Genomic DNA, 15,876 nt, shown 5'->3' on the forward strand with positions numbered 1-15,876 from the left:
TTTAAATCGTTTACTTCGTTGAAATAATTGATTTTGTCTTTCTTCAAGACTTTTATAAGTTTATCATTTCTTTTATATTTTGTCAAGAACTTTTTTATAATTTCTTAACATTTGATATTTCGAAATGTTCGATTGTTCGTCTTCTTCTTGAGAAGACTTTTACTATTCTATCATCTGTTTTAATTTATGTCAATAAATTTTTTAAAAAATCTGAGGAAAAGATTAACTCTTCCTCAGATATACATTACATTTCTATTTGCTTTATTTTCTTAGTAGTGAAATATTTAATTCTAATAGTTGCTCTAGATCTACTGGTGATGGTGCTTGAGTCATTGGATCTGCTGCATTCGCAGTTTTAGGGAACGCAATTGTATCACGTAAGTTGTCACGGCCAGCTAATAACATAACGAATCTATCTAATCCCAGAGCACAACCTCCGTGAGGTGGTACACCATATTCAAATGCATCTAATAAGAATCCAAATTGTTCTTGAGCTTGTTCTTGTGTGAATCCTAATGCTTTAAACATAGAAGATTGAACTTCTTTATCGTAAATACGGATACTTCCTCCACCTAACTCATATCCATTAAGTACTATATCATAAGCTTGTGCATATGCTTTTTCTGGTGCTGTTTCTAATAGTTCAACATCTTCTACTTTTGGCATTGTGAATGGGTGGTGAGCTGCACTGTAACGACCTTTTTCTTCATCATACTCTAATAAAGGCCAGTTTACTACCCATAGATAGTTGTATTTATCTTTACCGATTAGGTCTAAATCAGCTGCTAATTTTTGACGTAATGCACCTAATGATGCGTAACATACTTTCTTACTGTCTGCAGCAAATAAGATAATATCTCCAACTTCTGCATCTACACGAGCTACTAATTCTTGAGCTACTTCATCTGTAAAGAATTTAGCAATTGCTCCATTTAATCCTTCTTCTGTTACTTTAACCCACGCTAATCCTTTAGCTCCATAGTTCGCAACATATTTACCTAAAGCGTCGATATCTTTACGAGAATATTGCTCTGCACATCCTTTAGCTACGATACATTTTACTGCTCCACCTTGTTCTACTGCATTTGAGAATACTTTAAAGTCTAAGTTTTTAACAAGATCACTAACATCTTTTAATTCCATTCCAAAACGAGTATCTGGTTTATCACTACCAAATCTTTCCATTGCTTCTTCGTAATCAAGGCGTGGGAATGGTAATACTACATCAATTCCTTTTACTTCTTTCATTACGTGTGCAATTAAACCTTCTATCATAGTAAGAATTTCTTCTTGTGACATAAAGCTCATTTCCATATCAATTTGTGTAAAGTCTGGTTGTCTGTCTGCACGTAAGTCTTCATCACGGAAACAACGAGCTACTTGATAGTATCTGTCAAATCCAGCTACCATTAGTAATTGTTTAAATAATTGTGGTGACTGTGGTAATGCATAGAATTCACCTGGATGAACCCTACTTGGTACTAAGTAGTCTCGCGCTCCTTCTGGAGTAGACTTAGTTAAAATTGGTGTTTCAACATCAACAAACATGTTGTTATCTAAATAATCTCTAGTTGCTTTAGTGATTTTTGAACGTAAGTGTAACACTTCAGCAAGTTCTGTTCTTCTTAAATCTAGGTAACGGTATTTAAGACGTAACTCTTCACTTGATAAACTTGCATCATCTAATACGAATGGTAATGTTTTTGCTTTTGATAAAATTTCTAATTTATCAGCGATAACTTCTACTTTACCTGATGCGATTTTCTCGTTTACAGTAGATTCATTTCTTAATACTACTTCTCCTTCAATAGAAACTACAAATTCGTTTCTTAAAGTTCCTGCTAGTTCATGTAATTCTGCATTTTTTTCTCCTGAGAATACACATTGAACTACACCCATTCTATCTCTAACATCGATAAAAATTAAATTACCAAGGTCACGACGTTTACTAACCCAACCTTTTAATGTTACTTTTTTTCCTACATATTTTTCATCTATACGACCAGCGTATTCTGTTCTTCCGTATGCACTCATTATTTTTCTCCTCTCAATTTCTCTTGTAAATAATCAACAATGTTGTCTAAGTTAATTATTTCTTGTTCAAATGATTTCATATCTTTTACGACAAGTGTTCCATTTTCAAGTTCACTTTGTCCGATTATTATAGAATATTTTGCATTATATCTATCTGCAATCTTCATTTGAGCTTTCATTTTTTTATCAAAATAATCATTTTGTACACTATATCCAGCTAATCTTAAATCATTAGTAAGTTTTACTCCAGCATTTGAAGCTTCTTCTCCCATAGCAACTACAAATACATCAATTGTATCATCTATAGGTAATTCTATATTTTCACTTTCTAGAGCTAATAATAATCTCTCAATACTTAGAGCAAAACCAATACCTTTTTTATCTTCCGGTCCATCTAACAATTTAATTAAACCATTATAACGACCACCTCCACAAAGTGTTTTTAATTCCACTTCAGGATTATCTATCATAATCTCAAACGCAGTATGAGTATAGTAATCTAGCCCACGAACTAAATTATGATCGATTTCATATTTTACACCTAATGCGTCTAAGTGTCTTAGAACTTCTGCGAAATATTGCTTAGACTCTTCACCTAAGTAATCTAATAGTTTTGGTGCTGATTTAATAAGTTCATGTCTTGCATCAACTTTACAATCTAAAATTCTCATAGGGTTTTTGTAAAGTCTATTATTACAATCCTCACAAAACTCGTTTATTCTAGGTTCAAAATGTTTTACTAACGCTTCATTATAAGCTTGTCTTTCTTCGGGATTTCCTAAAGAGTTAATACTCACTTTGATATTTTCTATACCAAACATTCTGTAAATATTATATGCTAAGCTTATTACCTCTGCATCAATCTTTGGACTTTCTTCTCCAATAACTTCAACTCCATATTGAACGAATTGACGATAACGTCCTTTTTGTTTTCTTTCATATCTAAACATCGGACCAACATAATATAATTTTTGTGGTTGAATTGTTTTAGCGAATAGTTTATTTTCTATATATGAACGAACTGTTCCAGCAGTTCCCTCAGGTCTTAGTGTTAAAGATCTATTTCCTTTATCTTGGAAAGTATACATCTCTTTTTGAACTATGTCAGTAGTATCTCCAACACCTCTACTGAATAATTCTGTTGATTCAAACATCGGTGTTCTAATTTCTTCATAGCAAAAGTTCTTGCTAATTTCTCTTAGTTTCCCTTCAATATACTGCCATTTAATACTTTCTTCAGGTAGTATATCTTGAGTTCCTCTCGGCATGCTAATTACCATTTCATTCTCCTTTCAATGATTTATCTACAAATTTTACTTCAATATAAATTAAAATCGCCCCATATAGCCTATACTATATGGGACGATAACTAAATTCGTGGTGCCACCCTAATTCATATCGAAATATCGATACCTTATTTTTCAAATTATTAAGTTTTACAAAAAGTGTTACTTATTTTAATCATTAATATTTAATCTTTCAGCCTAGGGATTAAGTTCTCTTTAATTAAAACATAAAATAAAATTCTTTTTACTTTTTTTGTCACGTTTCTTTTAAATATATTATACCAAACTACTGTCATTGTCAAGAAATTATTACATTTTTTAAATTTAATTTCTTTAAATTTTCACTTATCCCATATTACTTTATAAGATTATTTTTCTAGACAATTCAATATTAATAAGAACTATTTTTTTCACCATAATAAATAATATTTTACCGGTATAGTAGCTAACTTACGTATTTTATTTAATTACTTATCACTTAATTTACTTGATTTTTTTTTCTTAACATTATACAATAAATTATAGTTAAAGACATTAAAGAAAGGAGTATAGCCCTTTATGAAAAAAATAATCTCTGTTTTAATGCCTATATTAGCAATATTTTTCTTAGTAGGTGGTACTTACTACTACCTAAATGCAGGAAATAAAAATTTTAAAGAAGAACATTCAAAATATATATCATTAATTAATGATTCATATGATTTTAAAAATGGCTTGAATGGCCTTGAAACATTAACTACAGAAAAAGCTAAAGAAACGTTAAGAAATATAGATAATGAAATTAATACCGCTAGTGAATTAGTAAGAATTGATACTGCACTAAACAATGCAGATATCGAAAAAGCACATGATCACTTAAAACAAGCTAAAAAATTAGATGTTAATCATACTTTCTCTAAAGCAATTTCATATTTAGATGAGCAATTAGACCATTATGACAATGCTCTTACCGAGATTTTAGAATTAGACATTAGCTCAGCAACTTATGCAAATCAAATTCAAACTATTTTAGCTAAGTACGACTTCAAATATGAAGCTTTAAAAGAAAAACTGTTAAATTCTGAAACCTCAGAATTAGAACAAGATCATAAAACTAGCGTAACTAAAAAAGAGGAAACAAAAAAAGAACTAGGCAATAGAGAAAGTTCTAAAAAAGATACTACTTCTTCAAATAAAAATTCTAATAGTACTAAAAATAATTCTTATGATACTAAAAAAGTTTCATCTATTCCTAATACACAAAATCACCCACAAATTGTAGGACAACAAGTACCTGAAACATATAATACTATACGTTACACTCAAGAGGGTAGCACTAGTAGAAATATCATTGAAAATGAACTAAAAGGTGATATCTCTAACTTCACGAACGAAGAAATAAATGCTGCAATCGCAAATTATAACGCAAAAAATCAAGGATAGCTAACTTGCCATCCTTGATTCTTTATTTTTCTACAGCTATCACTTCTATTTCTATGTTCCCACCTAGTGGCAATGCAGCCACTTGAAAAGCTGATCTAGCAGGAAGTACATCATTGAATTGTTCTGCATATACTTTATTCACTTCAGCAAAGTCTGCAATATCTTTTAAAAGCACTAATGATTTTACAACATGATTCATAGAACTTCCAGCTTCTTCTAAAACTGCTTCAATATTTTTAAAAACTTGTTTTGCTTCTTCGATAACTCCACCTTCAACAATTTTCCCTGTTTCCGGGTTAATCCCTAATTGACCAGAACAAAAAATAAGATTTCCTACTTTATTTGCTTGCACATATGGTCCTACTGCTTTTGGTGCTTTTGGTGTATTTACTTCTGTAATTTTCATTTTATAAATCTCCTTTTTCTTGCATATTTTGATGCTTAAGAATAGAAAATACCTTTAACAGTACTCTAAAATTCGAGTTCAGTAATATCGGATTTATCCATTCCGTTATGTACTATACTATTATTGATATTACATATCTTTTCATATAATTATAGTTTATATACACTTATTTTTCAATAAAATCGTATTCGTTTTCATAATTAAATTTAAAAACTTACTTCCAATTGCAAATTAGAAAGAATTAATGGAATTTTCAATACCAATGATATAAAACAAATTTATATCTCCTCCCTATTTTTCTAAATCAACCATACTTGACAAAGAGCCATTATACATTAAACAACAAAAAAGCTATAACTAGATTCTAAATCTAGCTATAGCTTTCTTACATTTCTAATTAAAGAACAACTACGTTAGCTGCTTGTGGTCCACGAGCACCGTCTTCAACTTCAAATTCAACTTTATCGCCTTCTTTTAAAGTTTTGAATCCATCTTTTTTAATACTTGAGAAGTGAACAAAGATATCTTTTTCTCCTGCTACTTCGATAAATCCGAATCCTTTTTCCTCGTTAAACCATTTTACTGTACCTTGTTTCATAAGTTACAATCTCCTTTTTATTTTATATTTTATTATCAATAATCAATCGTATTCTTGCCGTTAAAGATAATAAATAAAATAAATGTGACATTGTGTTATTCACTTAAAAAACTTAGAACCTGTATTACAATTTTTACTATATGTTTTATTGACTTTCTCTATTATACTTCATATTAATATAATTTGCAAGTAAAAACTCAAAAAAATGGGCTGACCCAAAAAGTCTTAAGTTTTAACAAAGTGTATATGAGAACTCATAGACACAGTGGTTTATTGACATCTAAATTCGCTTTATAAAAGCTTTTTAGATATCTAATAAACTGTGCGGGGATGACTCTAAAAAATCGATTTCTCCGAAATCACGATTTTTGAGTCACTCCCATTAAAACTCTTCATCTTCAGTTGCAATGTTGAATTTTGATACAATACCCTCATTATCAAAATCAAAGACATCTTCACTCTCTTCTATATCTTCTTCTTCGATTAGAGCATCAACTTCATCATGGATATCTTCTTGTTCTTCTTCACCAAGTTCTTCAATGTCATCTTCATCGTCGATTTCAAATTTTTGTACACTTGGTTCAACAAAGTTTTTAATATCTTCTACAAATAAACTATCTCTTAATTTCCAACTACCATCTTCTACACAAACAAAACGTCCATCTAAATTTAAATCTGTGTAGAAATATGCAGCTTGTGCAGTAAATTCTTCCTCATCAACATTTCTTAATGGTTTAATATAATCTAGGAAATCATAAATATTTAATTTTTCAATCCCTTCTTCTACCATATATGCATAACATAAATCTATTAGTGACATTTCCTTAATTTTTTCTGCGCTTAAATCTTTTAACTTTACCATTTATATTAGATTCCCTTCTTTTTTATTTATTACATTTTTTCTGGAGCTGATACTCCGATTAAGTCTAAAGCATTTCTTAAAGTTATCTTAACAGCAGTGATTAATGAAAGGTAACTTTGAGTTTGTTCTTTATTTTCAGTTATTACTTTGTTATTATTATAGAATTTGTGGAATGAACTTGCAAGACTTTGTAAATAATTACAAATTCTGTGTGGTTCATAATTTTTAGCTGCTTGTGCAACTATTTCTGGATAATACGCTAAGTTTTTCAGTAAATCTACTGAGTACTCATCTGTCAATAATTCATAATCACAGTTATTAACATCATACTCACCTTGCTCAGCTGCTTGACGTAAGATTGAACAAATTCTAGCATGAGCATATTGAACATAGTATAGTGGGTTATCACTTGATTGTTCTTTCGCTACTGCAAAGTCAAAATCTAAATGACTATCTGCACTTCTCATTACTAAGAAGTAACGTGCTGCATCAGCACCTACTTCATCTATTAAGTCTCGAAGTGTAATTGCCTTACCTGTTCTCTTACTCATTTTCACAACTTCCCCATTATTTAGAAGTTGTACCATTTGCATTATTAACGCTTCTAATTGATCTGCTTTATACCCCATAGCTACTACACTAGCTTTAAGTCTAGCTACATAACCATGATGATCTGCACCAAGAACATCTAATAATAAATCAAATCCACGATCTAATTTATTTTTATGATACGCTATATCACTTGTTAAATAAGTTAATGAACCATCTGCCTTAATTAATACACGGTCTTTATCATCCCCAGTTCCTAACGCAGTTGTTTCTAGCCACAAAGCTCCATCTTTTTCATATACGAAACCTTGTTCTCTTAAAGATTCTAAAGCTTTATCTACTAGACCATTTTCATATAATGACTTTTCACTGAAGAATACATCATATTCTAATCCAAAGTCACCTAAATCTTTTTTAATATTTTCCATTTCATATGCTACTGCATACTCACGAATAAACTCATTTAAGTCTTCTCTTTCTAATAATGATTCACCAAATTCATCTTTTAGTTTTTGACCTAGAACTTTAATATCTTCACCGTGGTAAGCATCCTCTGGCATTTCAGCATCCATGCCTAGAGCCTGTTTATACCTAGTAATCGCTGAAATTACAAGATTATTAATTTGATTACCAGCATCATTGATATAGTATTCACGAGATAAATCATATCCAGATTTTTTCATAATTCTTGCTAATGAATCAGAATATGCAGCATTTCTAGCATGCCCCACGTGTAATGTTCCAGTTGGGTTGGCTGATACATACTCTAAAAGTACTTTTTTCCCTTGCCCAATGTTGTTTTCACCATATTTAAAATCATCTTCTAAGATTTTTCCAACAACACTTCCAAGGCTTGATTTTTTAACGAAAAAGTTAATAAATCCTGGTCCAGCTATTTCAATTTTTTCTACCGCTTCATCTTCTTCTATATTACTAATTATTTCCTCAGCAATAACTCTAGGGTTTTTACGTAAAACTCTTGTTAATTGCATCGCCACATTTGAAGAAAAATCACCATTTTCCGTGTTTTTTGGAGTTTCTACATGAATATCTACTCCATCAATTTCCAATTTGGTTAAAGAATTTTGTAATAATTCTACTATTTTATTTTTCACAAAAAATTCCTCCTAATTACCTACTATATATTTTTCACTAATATTTTCAATTTATTTTGCTGTTTATCATTTTTTCCGAAATATATATTGTACACTATCTCAAATAAAGTAAAATTATTTTTTCCTATCTTACTCATTTTCACAAGTTGTGTTTCCAATTTCATTTGACCATATTGCGTACTGTAATCATTACTTGTTTTCGTATATGCTAAGTACATTTTTGAATCGTCTTTTTCTATACTAACACTTTCTTTTATTTTGTCAATAAAAATCTCTATTTTTTTGTTATTTTTATCATTATAAATTATTTTCTGGCTATCTAGTTGTTCAATATATCTTCCTATACAAGATTCTTCATGTACTTTTTCAGCATCAACATAAGTCGTTATTTTAATTTTACTATCCATTAATACTCTCTAATTCCTCTTCAATTTCTAACCAAGAATCGTTTAAACCTTCTAGTTCAATTGTTAATTGTTTTAACTGTTCATTAAATTCTTGAGTTTTTAGCATATCAGTATAAACTTTCTCTTTGGCAAGTTCATTATTTACAGCTTGTATTTTTTCTTCTAAAGTTTCAATTTTATTCATCAATTCATCACGAGTTCTCTCTAATTTTCGAACACGTCTTTTTGCTTCTTTATCTAGAGTATAGTTATTTACTTCTTTTTCAACAACAACTTCTTCACTCTGTTTAGTTAGTTGCTGAGCTATTTTCTCTTGTTCTCTTTTTTCCAGATAGTAATCATAATTTCCTAAGTACATATTATAACCATTGTCAGTAATATCTAGCACCTTATTAGCAATCTTATTAATGAAGTACCTATCGTGACTGACAAAAAGAATAGTTCCCTCGTAGTTTTTCAACGCTTCTTCTAATACTTGCTTACTCGTAATATCGAGGTGGTTAGTCGGTTCATCTAATATAAGGAGATTGTTTTTTTCTAGCATCAATTTTGAAAGTTGCAATCTTGCCTTTTCTCCACCTGAAAGATCTCTTACTATCTTAAGAACATCATCACCTCTAAATAAGAATCTACCAAGCACTGTTCTTACTTCCGCCTCTTTCATTAAAGGATATTCGTCCCATAATTCATTTAATATTGTTTTTGAAGATTCGAATTCCGCTTGTTTTTGATCATAGTATCCTAATGACACTTTACTACCATATTGAACAGAACCAGAAATTTCTTTTTGTCTCTTCGCTATTGTCTTTATTAAAGTCGATTTTCCTATACCATTTCTTCCAACAACAGCTATTCTATCACCTTTATAAACAGAAAGATTATAACTTCGACCTACTTTCGTTCCATTATAACCTACCTCCAAGTCACTGATAGTCAGAACATCACGACCACTTTGCTCCTTAATTAGGAACTCTATACCTGCTGCTTTATCATCTTTTTTCGGATTATCAATAAGCTCCATTTTATCTAATACTTTTTGACGACTCTTAGCCATTTTACTAGTAGATGCTCTGGCAATATTTTTCTGAACAAATTCTTCTAATTTTTTAATATCCTTCTGTTGACTTGTATACTCTTTTAGTTGCTTTTCAAAATCTTCTTCGTATTGTACTAAAAACTTAGAATAATTACCTACGTATTTTTTTAACTTTCCAAATTCTAGATTATATACAACATTTACTACTTTATCTAAAAAATATCTATCATGACTGACTATAACAATCGCTCCATTATATGATGATAGATAATTCTCTAACCACGCTACATTTTCCATATCAAGGTGGTTAGTCGGTTCATCTAAAACTAGCAAATCCGGCTCACTTAATAGTAGTTTAGCCATTGATAATCTCGTCTTCTCTCCACCAGAGAAAGTACTTATTTTTTTATCAAAAACTTCTTTTGTAAAATCTAATCCATACAGAACACTTTCTATCTTACTTTTATAATGATAATCTTTGTGAGTTAAAACTTCATTTTGTAATCTATCGAATTTATTAAGTAGCACTGGATTATTCTCGATATTTTCTGGAGTCAATTCAAATGAAAGTTTTTCTAATTCTGCTTCTAACGTAATAATTTCATCAAAGCATGTAATCATCTCTTCATATATTGATAAATCTTCTCTTACAATAAATTCTTGAGATAAATATCCTACCGTTGTATTCTTAGAAATAGTTCTTTCTCCACTATCGAAACTAATAGCACCTGATATTATTTTTAATAACGTACTCTTCCCTGCACCATTTCTACCTACTATTGCAACACGGTCTTTGTCGTTAATTTCTAGTTTTACATTTGAAAATATTTCATTTACAACAAAATTCTTTGTTATATTATTTAATTGAATTAACATTTTTGCTCCTTTCTCTAATTTCTTAGCTTACTTTCATAAAACCCTATTAATTTCATATATAACTGGAATATTATATCACATTTCTTGTTTTTTCGCTAATAATTATAATGATCAATTTAATATAAACTACATCTATCGATAGTTGATAACAACTATCAATAAATAATATTTTATTCATTCTTAGTCTTATAATCTAGAATATAAAATTTTTATTAAATTATTTACTCACTATATATTTCTGTTTTATTATTTTTGTACATGCTGTATATTTAAAATAAAATAATATTTTCCATCGATTAAATGTACTTTTGCTTTACTATTAATTAAATTTATATAATATTTTATATAGATTATTGTTACCTTTTTATATAAATGTTATAATACAATTATATAAGAAATTTATTAATAAGGGGGATTCATTACATGAAACCAAAAAAAATATTATCAGTCCTTATGGCTGCTGGATTAGCATTTACTGCAGTTGGGTGTAGTAGTTCGTCTAATTCAACTTCGCAAAATTCAAATCAACCTGCAGACTACGTAGCAGGTGTATCATTAGATAAACCACTAAAAGTAGATAAAGAAGCAGGTACTGTAACAGTACTTACAAAAATCAATGGTAAATACTTCGGTGAAGCGACAAGACATAATTCTGTAGAACAAAGCGGTACAAATGGGGCTAAATCAATATTTACTGCATTTGCTAAACCCGATGAATTCTACAATGCTCTAATTGAGATTGGTGCAAAACCAGGAGAAAATATGAATCCAAATAATGCAACTACTACGCATGTTGAAGGAACTCCAATTAAAGCTGAAATCACTTGGAATGGAGCTGACAAAAAATACGACATTAACGAAGTAGTAAAAGATAGTAACGGTAAACAAATTGATTTCCGCTTCGGTGGTAACTTAAAACGTGCCATTGATAAAAACACAGGATGCTTATCTTGTTTAGATAGCTGCCCTGTTGGTATTATCTCAAATACTACTTACACTTATGGAGCTGTTGAAACTCGTAAAGAGGTTAAATTCACTGGTAACGAAGATATTCTTCCAGAAGATGGAACATATGCAGCTGTTATTTATAGCATTAAAAAATAATAGCTAATCACAAGGAGAGATTAAATGAATCGATTAAGACTTTTATTTTATTTTACGAGTGTTGGTATAGCAGTTGGTTACTTCTTCGCTTTCCTTCTGTTCTTCTTTACACAGTTCGAAATGTTAGCTGACCAGAGTCTTGTGATTTTTGTTTGGACTGTTTACGGTATAATGACAGGATTATATTTCAAGCGTATTAATCGCAAGTACACATTCTTTATAATTGAAGCGATAATACTTTTAATGGCTATTTTTTCAGGTAAAACTAAAACTTTACTATATATAGCTCGTGAAGTACTGCATGCTGGAACACTTAATCAAATTAAGGTTCCATTTATAGTTGGTGTTATTATCGTTAACTTAATAAATCTTTATATTATTTTCACACTCTCTAAATACCAAAAAGTTTACACTAAAGATGAACTTAAAGCATTAAAAGAAAAAGAAGTAAAACTTAGTGATTTAAGAGAAGTTGATCCTGAAGAGGAGAAAAAATTAAAAGCACAACGTAGAAAAGTAAGATATATTACACTTATTTGTTTTACAATCTTCTTTGCAATATACTTTACAGTGCCTAGTTTTAAAAATGGAATTAATACAGCCTTCGCAACACTGTCTCAATTCGATACAAATGCAGTAATCGAATATTTACGAGGATGGGGTGCTTGGGCTGCAGTTGTCTCTGGAGTACTAATGGTACTTCAATCAATAGCTGCGCCTATTCCAGCATTTTTAATCACGCTATCTAACGCTGCTATCTTCGGTTGGGTATTAGGAGCTGTATTATCTTGGTCTACAGCAATGATAGGAGCTGCAGTATGCTTCTATATCGCTCGTGGGCTAGGACGAGACGTAGTAGAAAAACTTACAAGTAAGGGTGCAATGGCAAGTATTGATGTATTCTTCGAACGATACGGAGATAAAGCTATTCTTATTTGTAGATTATTACCGTTCGTATCTTTCGACTTCGTTAGTTACGCTGCTGGTCTTACTAATATGAGTTTCTGGCGATTCTTTATCGCTACAGGAATCGGGCAACTACCAGCAACAATAGTTTACTCATACGTTGGTGGAACACTTTCTGGTGGGGTCAGAAACCTATTCATCGGACTAATGTGTTTATTCGCACTATCAATCGTAATTGGTATTATGAAAAAAATCTACAATGATAAACATAAAAAAGAAGAAGAGCTTATTGCATCTTCTAACTAATAAACAAAACAACTAGAAATGATACTTTTCATCTCTAGTTGTTTTGTTTATTTATAAAGCGGTGATCCCTACCTGGTTAAAATATTTCATAAATAGGAATTTTTCTACACCTATTTCTACCTTTTCTCCTATATTTAATCTATAGTCGATATAAACATCTATTCCATCAACTACATATTTTGAATATAATTCTTTATCAAATTTGCTTGCTATCGAAACCCCGATAACTTTATTTACTCTACCACCTCAACAAGCTTGCTGAAATAGTGATACTAATATATAGTTTTTATTTTTATCTTTTAATAATTTTTTCGCTTCGTCATTTATTATAATTGCCATTCTTTTCTCCTATTCTACTCTATTGCCTTAAGAGCTTCTACCATGTTTACTTTTTTAAGTTTTTTATGCATTACTATCATTACGACTATAGTAATCAATATTGTTATACCCGATGCTAATAAATAAACTACTAAAGGTACTTTACTACTAAACATCATATCTCTACCCGCGAGTTCTAGTATTATTTTCAAATACATTTTATAGCCTAGATAATTACCTAAAATAATACCTACCCCACTTAAGTAAAAGATTTCTCTAAATACATAAATAGTTACCTCGCTTGGATAAAAACCAAGAACTTTTATCGTTGATAATTCTCTAATACGCTCAGATACATTAACATTTATTAAATTATATAATACAACAAGCGCTAATGTAACTGAACAAATCACCATAACTGCCACTATAATATCTATTCCTTTAATAAAATTATCAAGTATTTCTTGTATTTTAGAATTATCACTTATGTTTACTATATCGCTATTGTTATTTAAATTACTTACAACACTCTCAACAACTTCCTTACCACCTGTAGTTTGTATTAAAAATGTATTGTCCTTATATTGTTTTTTAAATACTGATTCATAATAATCTTTATTTATATAAATTGTATGTCCAAAGTAATTTTTATTTATTTCACCAACAGTAAATGTGTATTCTTTATTATTTACAACTACATTAAAGCTATCTCCTACCTGTAACTTATGAAGATATGCGAGTTTTTCACTAATAACAGCCGAACCATTTGACAAGTTAATACTTTTGGCATTATTATCCACTAATGTAATATAGTCCTTATAATTTTCTTTATCCACCGTTATTAATTGTACAGAATCTATAATTTCATTATTACTCTCGAAAGTAGCAAGTTGAATATTTATTTTGGTACTAGCTTTGACTTTCTTATTATTATCAATCTCTTTTTGAAGTTTTTCTACACTTTCATTATCTATATAAGGATTATAAGTAGCTGCGATATCAACCTTATTAATAACTTTGAATTGTTCATTAGAAATATTTATTACTCCATAACGAATACCAAAACCTATAAACATAAGAGTCAGACATCCTGCAACTCCAAATATCGTCATTAACATTCTAATTTTGTAGCGGAAAATATTTCTAAAGGTTACCTTCCTTAAAAAGCTAAGTCTTGACCAAATAAACGGTATTCTTTCTAAAAATATTCTACTTCCCCTACTAGGAGCCTTAGGTCGCAATAAGTACGCACTCTTTTCTCTTAAGTTTTTTCTAAGCGGTATATGAATCGCTAAACTTATACATCCTAATGAAATAACAAAAGCTGCGATAAGTATACTTGGAGTGTATACAATCTCCGGTGTGTTAAAAGTAAAGAACCTTGCATAAGAATTATATATTATCGGTACAATCACCAAATATGCTCCAATAATCCCTAATATTGTACCTACTAAGGTAGATAATCCACCATATACAAAATATTTCTTAGAAATTTGATAATTACTGTATCCTAGTGATTTAAGAGTACCTATGTTTATCCTATTTTCGTCTATCATTCTAGTCAAAGTAGTAAGTGAAACTAAAATCGATACAACGAATAAAAATACTGAAAAAACATTAGCAACAAAAGTTAAACCACTCGCAGAATCTATAAATTGAGCATAGTTTTTTAAACCTCTAATATTTTCTACCGAGAATCTAGGATAACTTTCTTCTGAAAGACTAGTTTTCCCAATATTTAGTTGCTTTTTATTATCATCAATCTCTTTTTGAGCTTTATTCAATTTTTCTGCTTGTTCATTGTAACTCTTACTATCAACATTTTTTAATAATTCAAGTTTTTCTTTAACACTATTAAGTTGTTCTTGTGCTTGATTTATTACTTTTTCATTTTCGTTTAATTTTTTATTATTTTTTTCTAAATAATTTTTTTCGTCGATTTTTTGCTGAGTTTTTAATTTTTCTATCAGGCTATCTCTAGTCTTATTAACTTCCGTAATATAATCTTTATCACTATATTTATAGTTAATATCTTTAAGTTTTATATTTACTCCACTTACATTTTCAAATTTAAAAACGTCTCTTTTTACATACCCAAAATAGTCCTTATTAGCTAGATTATTATTAGATACCTCTATATGATCTGCTCCTTGAACGAAACCAACTACTTTAAACTTATATTGTTTTAAAGTATTACTTTCACTCTTATCTGAAATAAAAGAAATCTCATCACCAATTTTATAACTACTTTGCAGTGATTCAACTAAAGCTATTTCTTGATCATTATTGGGTAAAGCACCTTCAGTTAACTCAGGTAAAACTAATTTTTCAGGTAAAGATTCAATATTTACAAACTCATTACTATTAGTTATCTGAAGTTTTTTTATAAAATAACTCTCACTTAAATCAATATTGTCTAGAGCTTTTATAATTTTCATATCTTCTTCATTGATTCCAAAATTATGACTCACTCGCAAATCATACATCTTATGGCGTTCTATATACTTATTATAGGTATTCACCATAGCGGGTGATGTTTCTTTTAGACCTACAAAGATAAAAACTCCCAGAAACATTATTATCATTATCGATATAAACTTCGACTTTGTTTTTAATATTTCTCTTAATATATCTCTATTTATTGCTTTCAT

12 protein-coding genes are annotated in these 15,876 nt (G+C 29.8%); 3 read left to right on the forward strand and 9 right to left on the reverse strand.

The genetic code is table 11. The features are described 5' to 3' along the window. Window positions 1-261: 261 nt before the first annotated feature. On the reverse strand, window positions 262-2,034 hold the full coding sequence (gene aspS / locus RWQ74_RS01930; RefSeq protein ID WP_314396276.1) for an aspartate--tRNA ligase: 1,773 nt from the start codon (window positions 2,032-2,034) through the stop codon (window positions 262-264). Continuing rightward, window positions 2,034-3,314, reverse strand: coding sequence for a histidine--tRNA ligase (hisS, locus tag RWQ74_RS01935; RefSeq protein WP_314396278.1), 1,281 nt, complete (start codon window positions 3,312-3,314; stop codon window positions 2,034-2,036). The genes aspS and hisS overlap by 1 nt, the downstream gene beginning before the upstream one ends. Before the next feature lie 564 nt (window positions 3,315-3,878). On the opposite strand from hisS, the gene RWQ74_RS01940 reads away from it, so the two are divergent. After that, window positions 3,879-4,742, forward strand: a complete 864-nt coding sequence (locus RWQ74_RS01940) for a hypothetical protein (protein WP_314396280.1) — start codon at window positions 3,879-3,881, stop codon at window positions 4,740-4,742. A gap of 22 nt (window positions 4,743-4,764) precedes the next feature. Here the strand turns inward: RWQ74_RS01940 and RWQ74_RS01945 are convergent, their stop codons facing one another. From RWQ74_RS01945 to RWQ74_RS01970, 6 genes are all read right to left on the reverse strand, one after another. Continuing rightward, window positions 4,765-5,148, reverse strand: coding sequence for a RidA family protein (locus RWQ74_RS01945; RefSeq protein ID WP_003147859.1), 384 nt, complete (start codon window positions 5,146-5,148; stop codon window positions 4,765-4,767). Window positions 5,149-5,545: 397 nt separating this feature from the next. Continuing rightward, on the reverse strand, window positions 5,546-5,746 hold the full coding sequence (locus tag RWQ74_RS01950) for a cold-shock protein (protein WP_003144740.1): 201 nt from the start codon (window positions 5,744-5,746) through the stop codon (window positions 5,546-5,548). A 382-nt stretch (window positions 5,747-6,128) separates the two neighbouring features. Then, complete coding sequence (gene rpoE / locus RWQ74_RS01955; protein ID WP_314396283.1) at window positions 6,129-6,608, reverse strand: DNA-directed RNA polymerase subunit delta; 480 nt, start codon at window positions 6,606-6,608, stop codon at window positions 6,129-6,131. Between the two features lie 29 nt (window positions 6,609-6,637). Next, window positions 6,638-8,272, reverse strand: coding sequence for an arginine--tRNA ligase (gene argS, locus RWQ74_RS01960; protein ID WP_314396285.1), 1,635 nt, complete (start codon window positions 8,270-8,272; stop codon window positions 6,638-6,640). A 23-nt stretch (window positions 8,273-8,295) separates the two neighbouring features. Further along, on the reverse strand, window positions 8,296-8,679 hold the full coding sequence (locus tag RWQ74_RS01965) for a hypothetical protein (protein ID WP_314396287.1): 384 nt from the start codon (window positions 8,677-8,679) through the stop codon (window positions 8,296-8,298). Next, window positions 8,672-10,591 carry an ATP-binding cassette domain-containing protein gene (locus RWQ74_RS01970; protein WP_314396289.1) on the reverse strand — a complete coding sequence of 640 codons (1,920 nt, stop codon included), beginning with the start codon at window positions 10,589-10,591 and terminating at the stop codon, window positions 8,672-8,674. Before RWQ74_RS01970 ends, RWQ74_RS01965 begins: the two co-directional genes overlap by 8 nt. 423 nt (window positions 10,592-11,014) lie before the next feature. On the opposite strand from RWQ74_RS01970, the gene RWQ74_RS01975 reads away from it, so the two are divergent. Together RWQ74_RS01975 and RWQ74_RS01980 are read left to right on the forward strand one after the other, a co-directional pair. Further along, window positions 11,015-11,695 (forward strand): YdjY domain-containing protein, encoded by a 681-nt coding sequence (locus RWQ74_RS01975; RefSeq protein ID WP_314396291.1) that lies wholly within the window; start codon window positions 11,015-11,017, stop codon window positions 11,693-11,695. 24 nt (window positions 11,696-11,719) lie between these two features. Continuing rightward, window positions 11,720-12,907 (forward strand): TVP38/TMEM64 family protein, encoded by a 1,188-nt coding sequence (locus RWQ74_RS01980; protein WP_314396293.1) that lies wholly within the window; start codon window positions 11,720-11,722, stop codon window positions 12,905-12,907. A gap of 353 nt (window positions 12,908-13,260) precedes the next feature. On the opposite strand, the gene RWQ74_RS01985 is transcribed toward RWQ74_RS01980, so the two are convergent. Then, a complete protein-coding gene (locus tag RWQ74_RS01985) occupies window positions 13,261-15,876 on the reverse strand; it encodes an FtsX-like permease family protein (protein WP_314396295.1) in 2,616 nt (871 codons plus the stop codon).

The sequence above is a fragment of the uncultured Gemella sp. genome, assembly GCF_963525165.1.
In the GTDB taxonomy this organism is placed as follows: Bacteria; Bacillota; Bacilli; order Staphylococcales; family Gemellaceae; genus Gemella.

Excerpts from the sequence above, each read along its gene's own strand:
- aspS (WP_314396276.1), bottom strand. The coding sequence starts at position 2,034 with ATGAGTGCATACGGAAGAACAGAATACGCTGGTCGTATAGATGAAAAA.
- hisS (WP_314396278.1), bottom strand. The coding sequence starts at position 3,314 with ATGGTAATTAGCATGCCGAGAGGAACTCAAGATATACTACCTGAAGAA.
- RWQ74_RS01940 (WP_314396280.1), top strand. The coding sequence starts at position 3,879 with ATGAAAAAAATAATCTCTGTTTTAATGCCTATATTAGCAATATTTTTC.
- RWQ74_RS01945 (WP_003147859.1), bottom strand. The coding sequence starts at position 5,148 with ATGAAAATTACAGAAGTAAATACACCAAAAGCACCAAAAGCAGTAGGA.
- RWQ74_RS01950 (WP_003144740.1), bottom strand. The coding sequence starts at position 5,746 with ATGAAACAAGGTACAGTAAAATGGTTTAACGAGGAAAAAGGATTCGGA.
- rpoE (WP_314396283.1), bottom strand. The coding sequence starts at position 6,608 with ATGGTAAAGTTAAAAGATTTAAGCGCAGAAAAAATTAAGGAAATGTCA.
- RWQ74_RS01965 (WP_314396287.1), bottom strand. The coding sequence starts at position 8,679 with ATGGATAGTAAAATTAAAATAACGACTTATGTTGATGCTGAAAAAGTA.
- RWQ74_RS01970 (WP_314396289.1), bottom strand. The coding sequence starts at position 10,591 with ATGTTAATTCAATTAAATAATATAACAAAGAATTTTGTTGTAAATGAA.
- RWQ74_RS01975 (WP_314396291.1), top strand. The coding sequence starts at position 11,015 with ATGAAACCAAAAAAAATATTATCAGTCCTTATGGCTGCTGGATTAGCA.
- RWQ74_RS01980 (WP_314396293.1), top strand. The coding sequence starts at position 11,720 with ATGAATCGATTAAGACTTTTATTTTATTTTACGAGTGTTGGTATAGCA.
- RWQ74_RS01985 (WP_314396295.1), bottom strand. The coding sequence starts at position 15,876 with ATGAAAGCAATAAATAGAGATATATTAAGAGAAATATTAAAAACAAAG.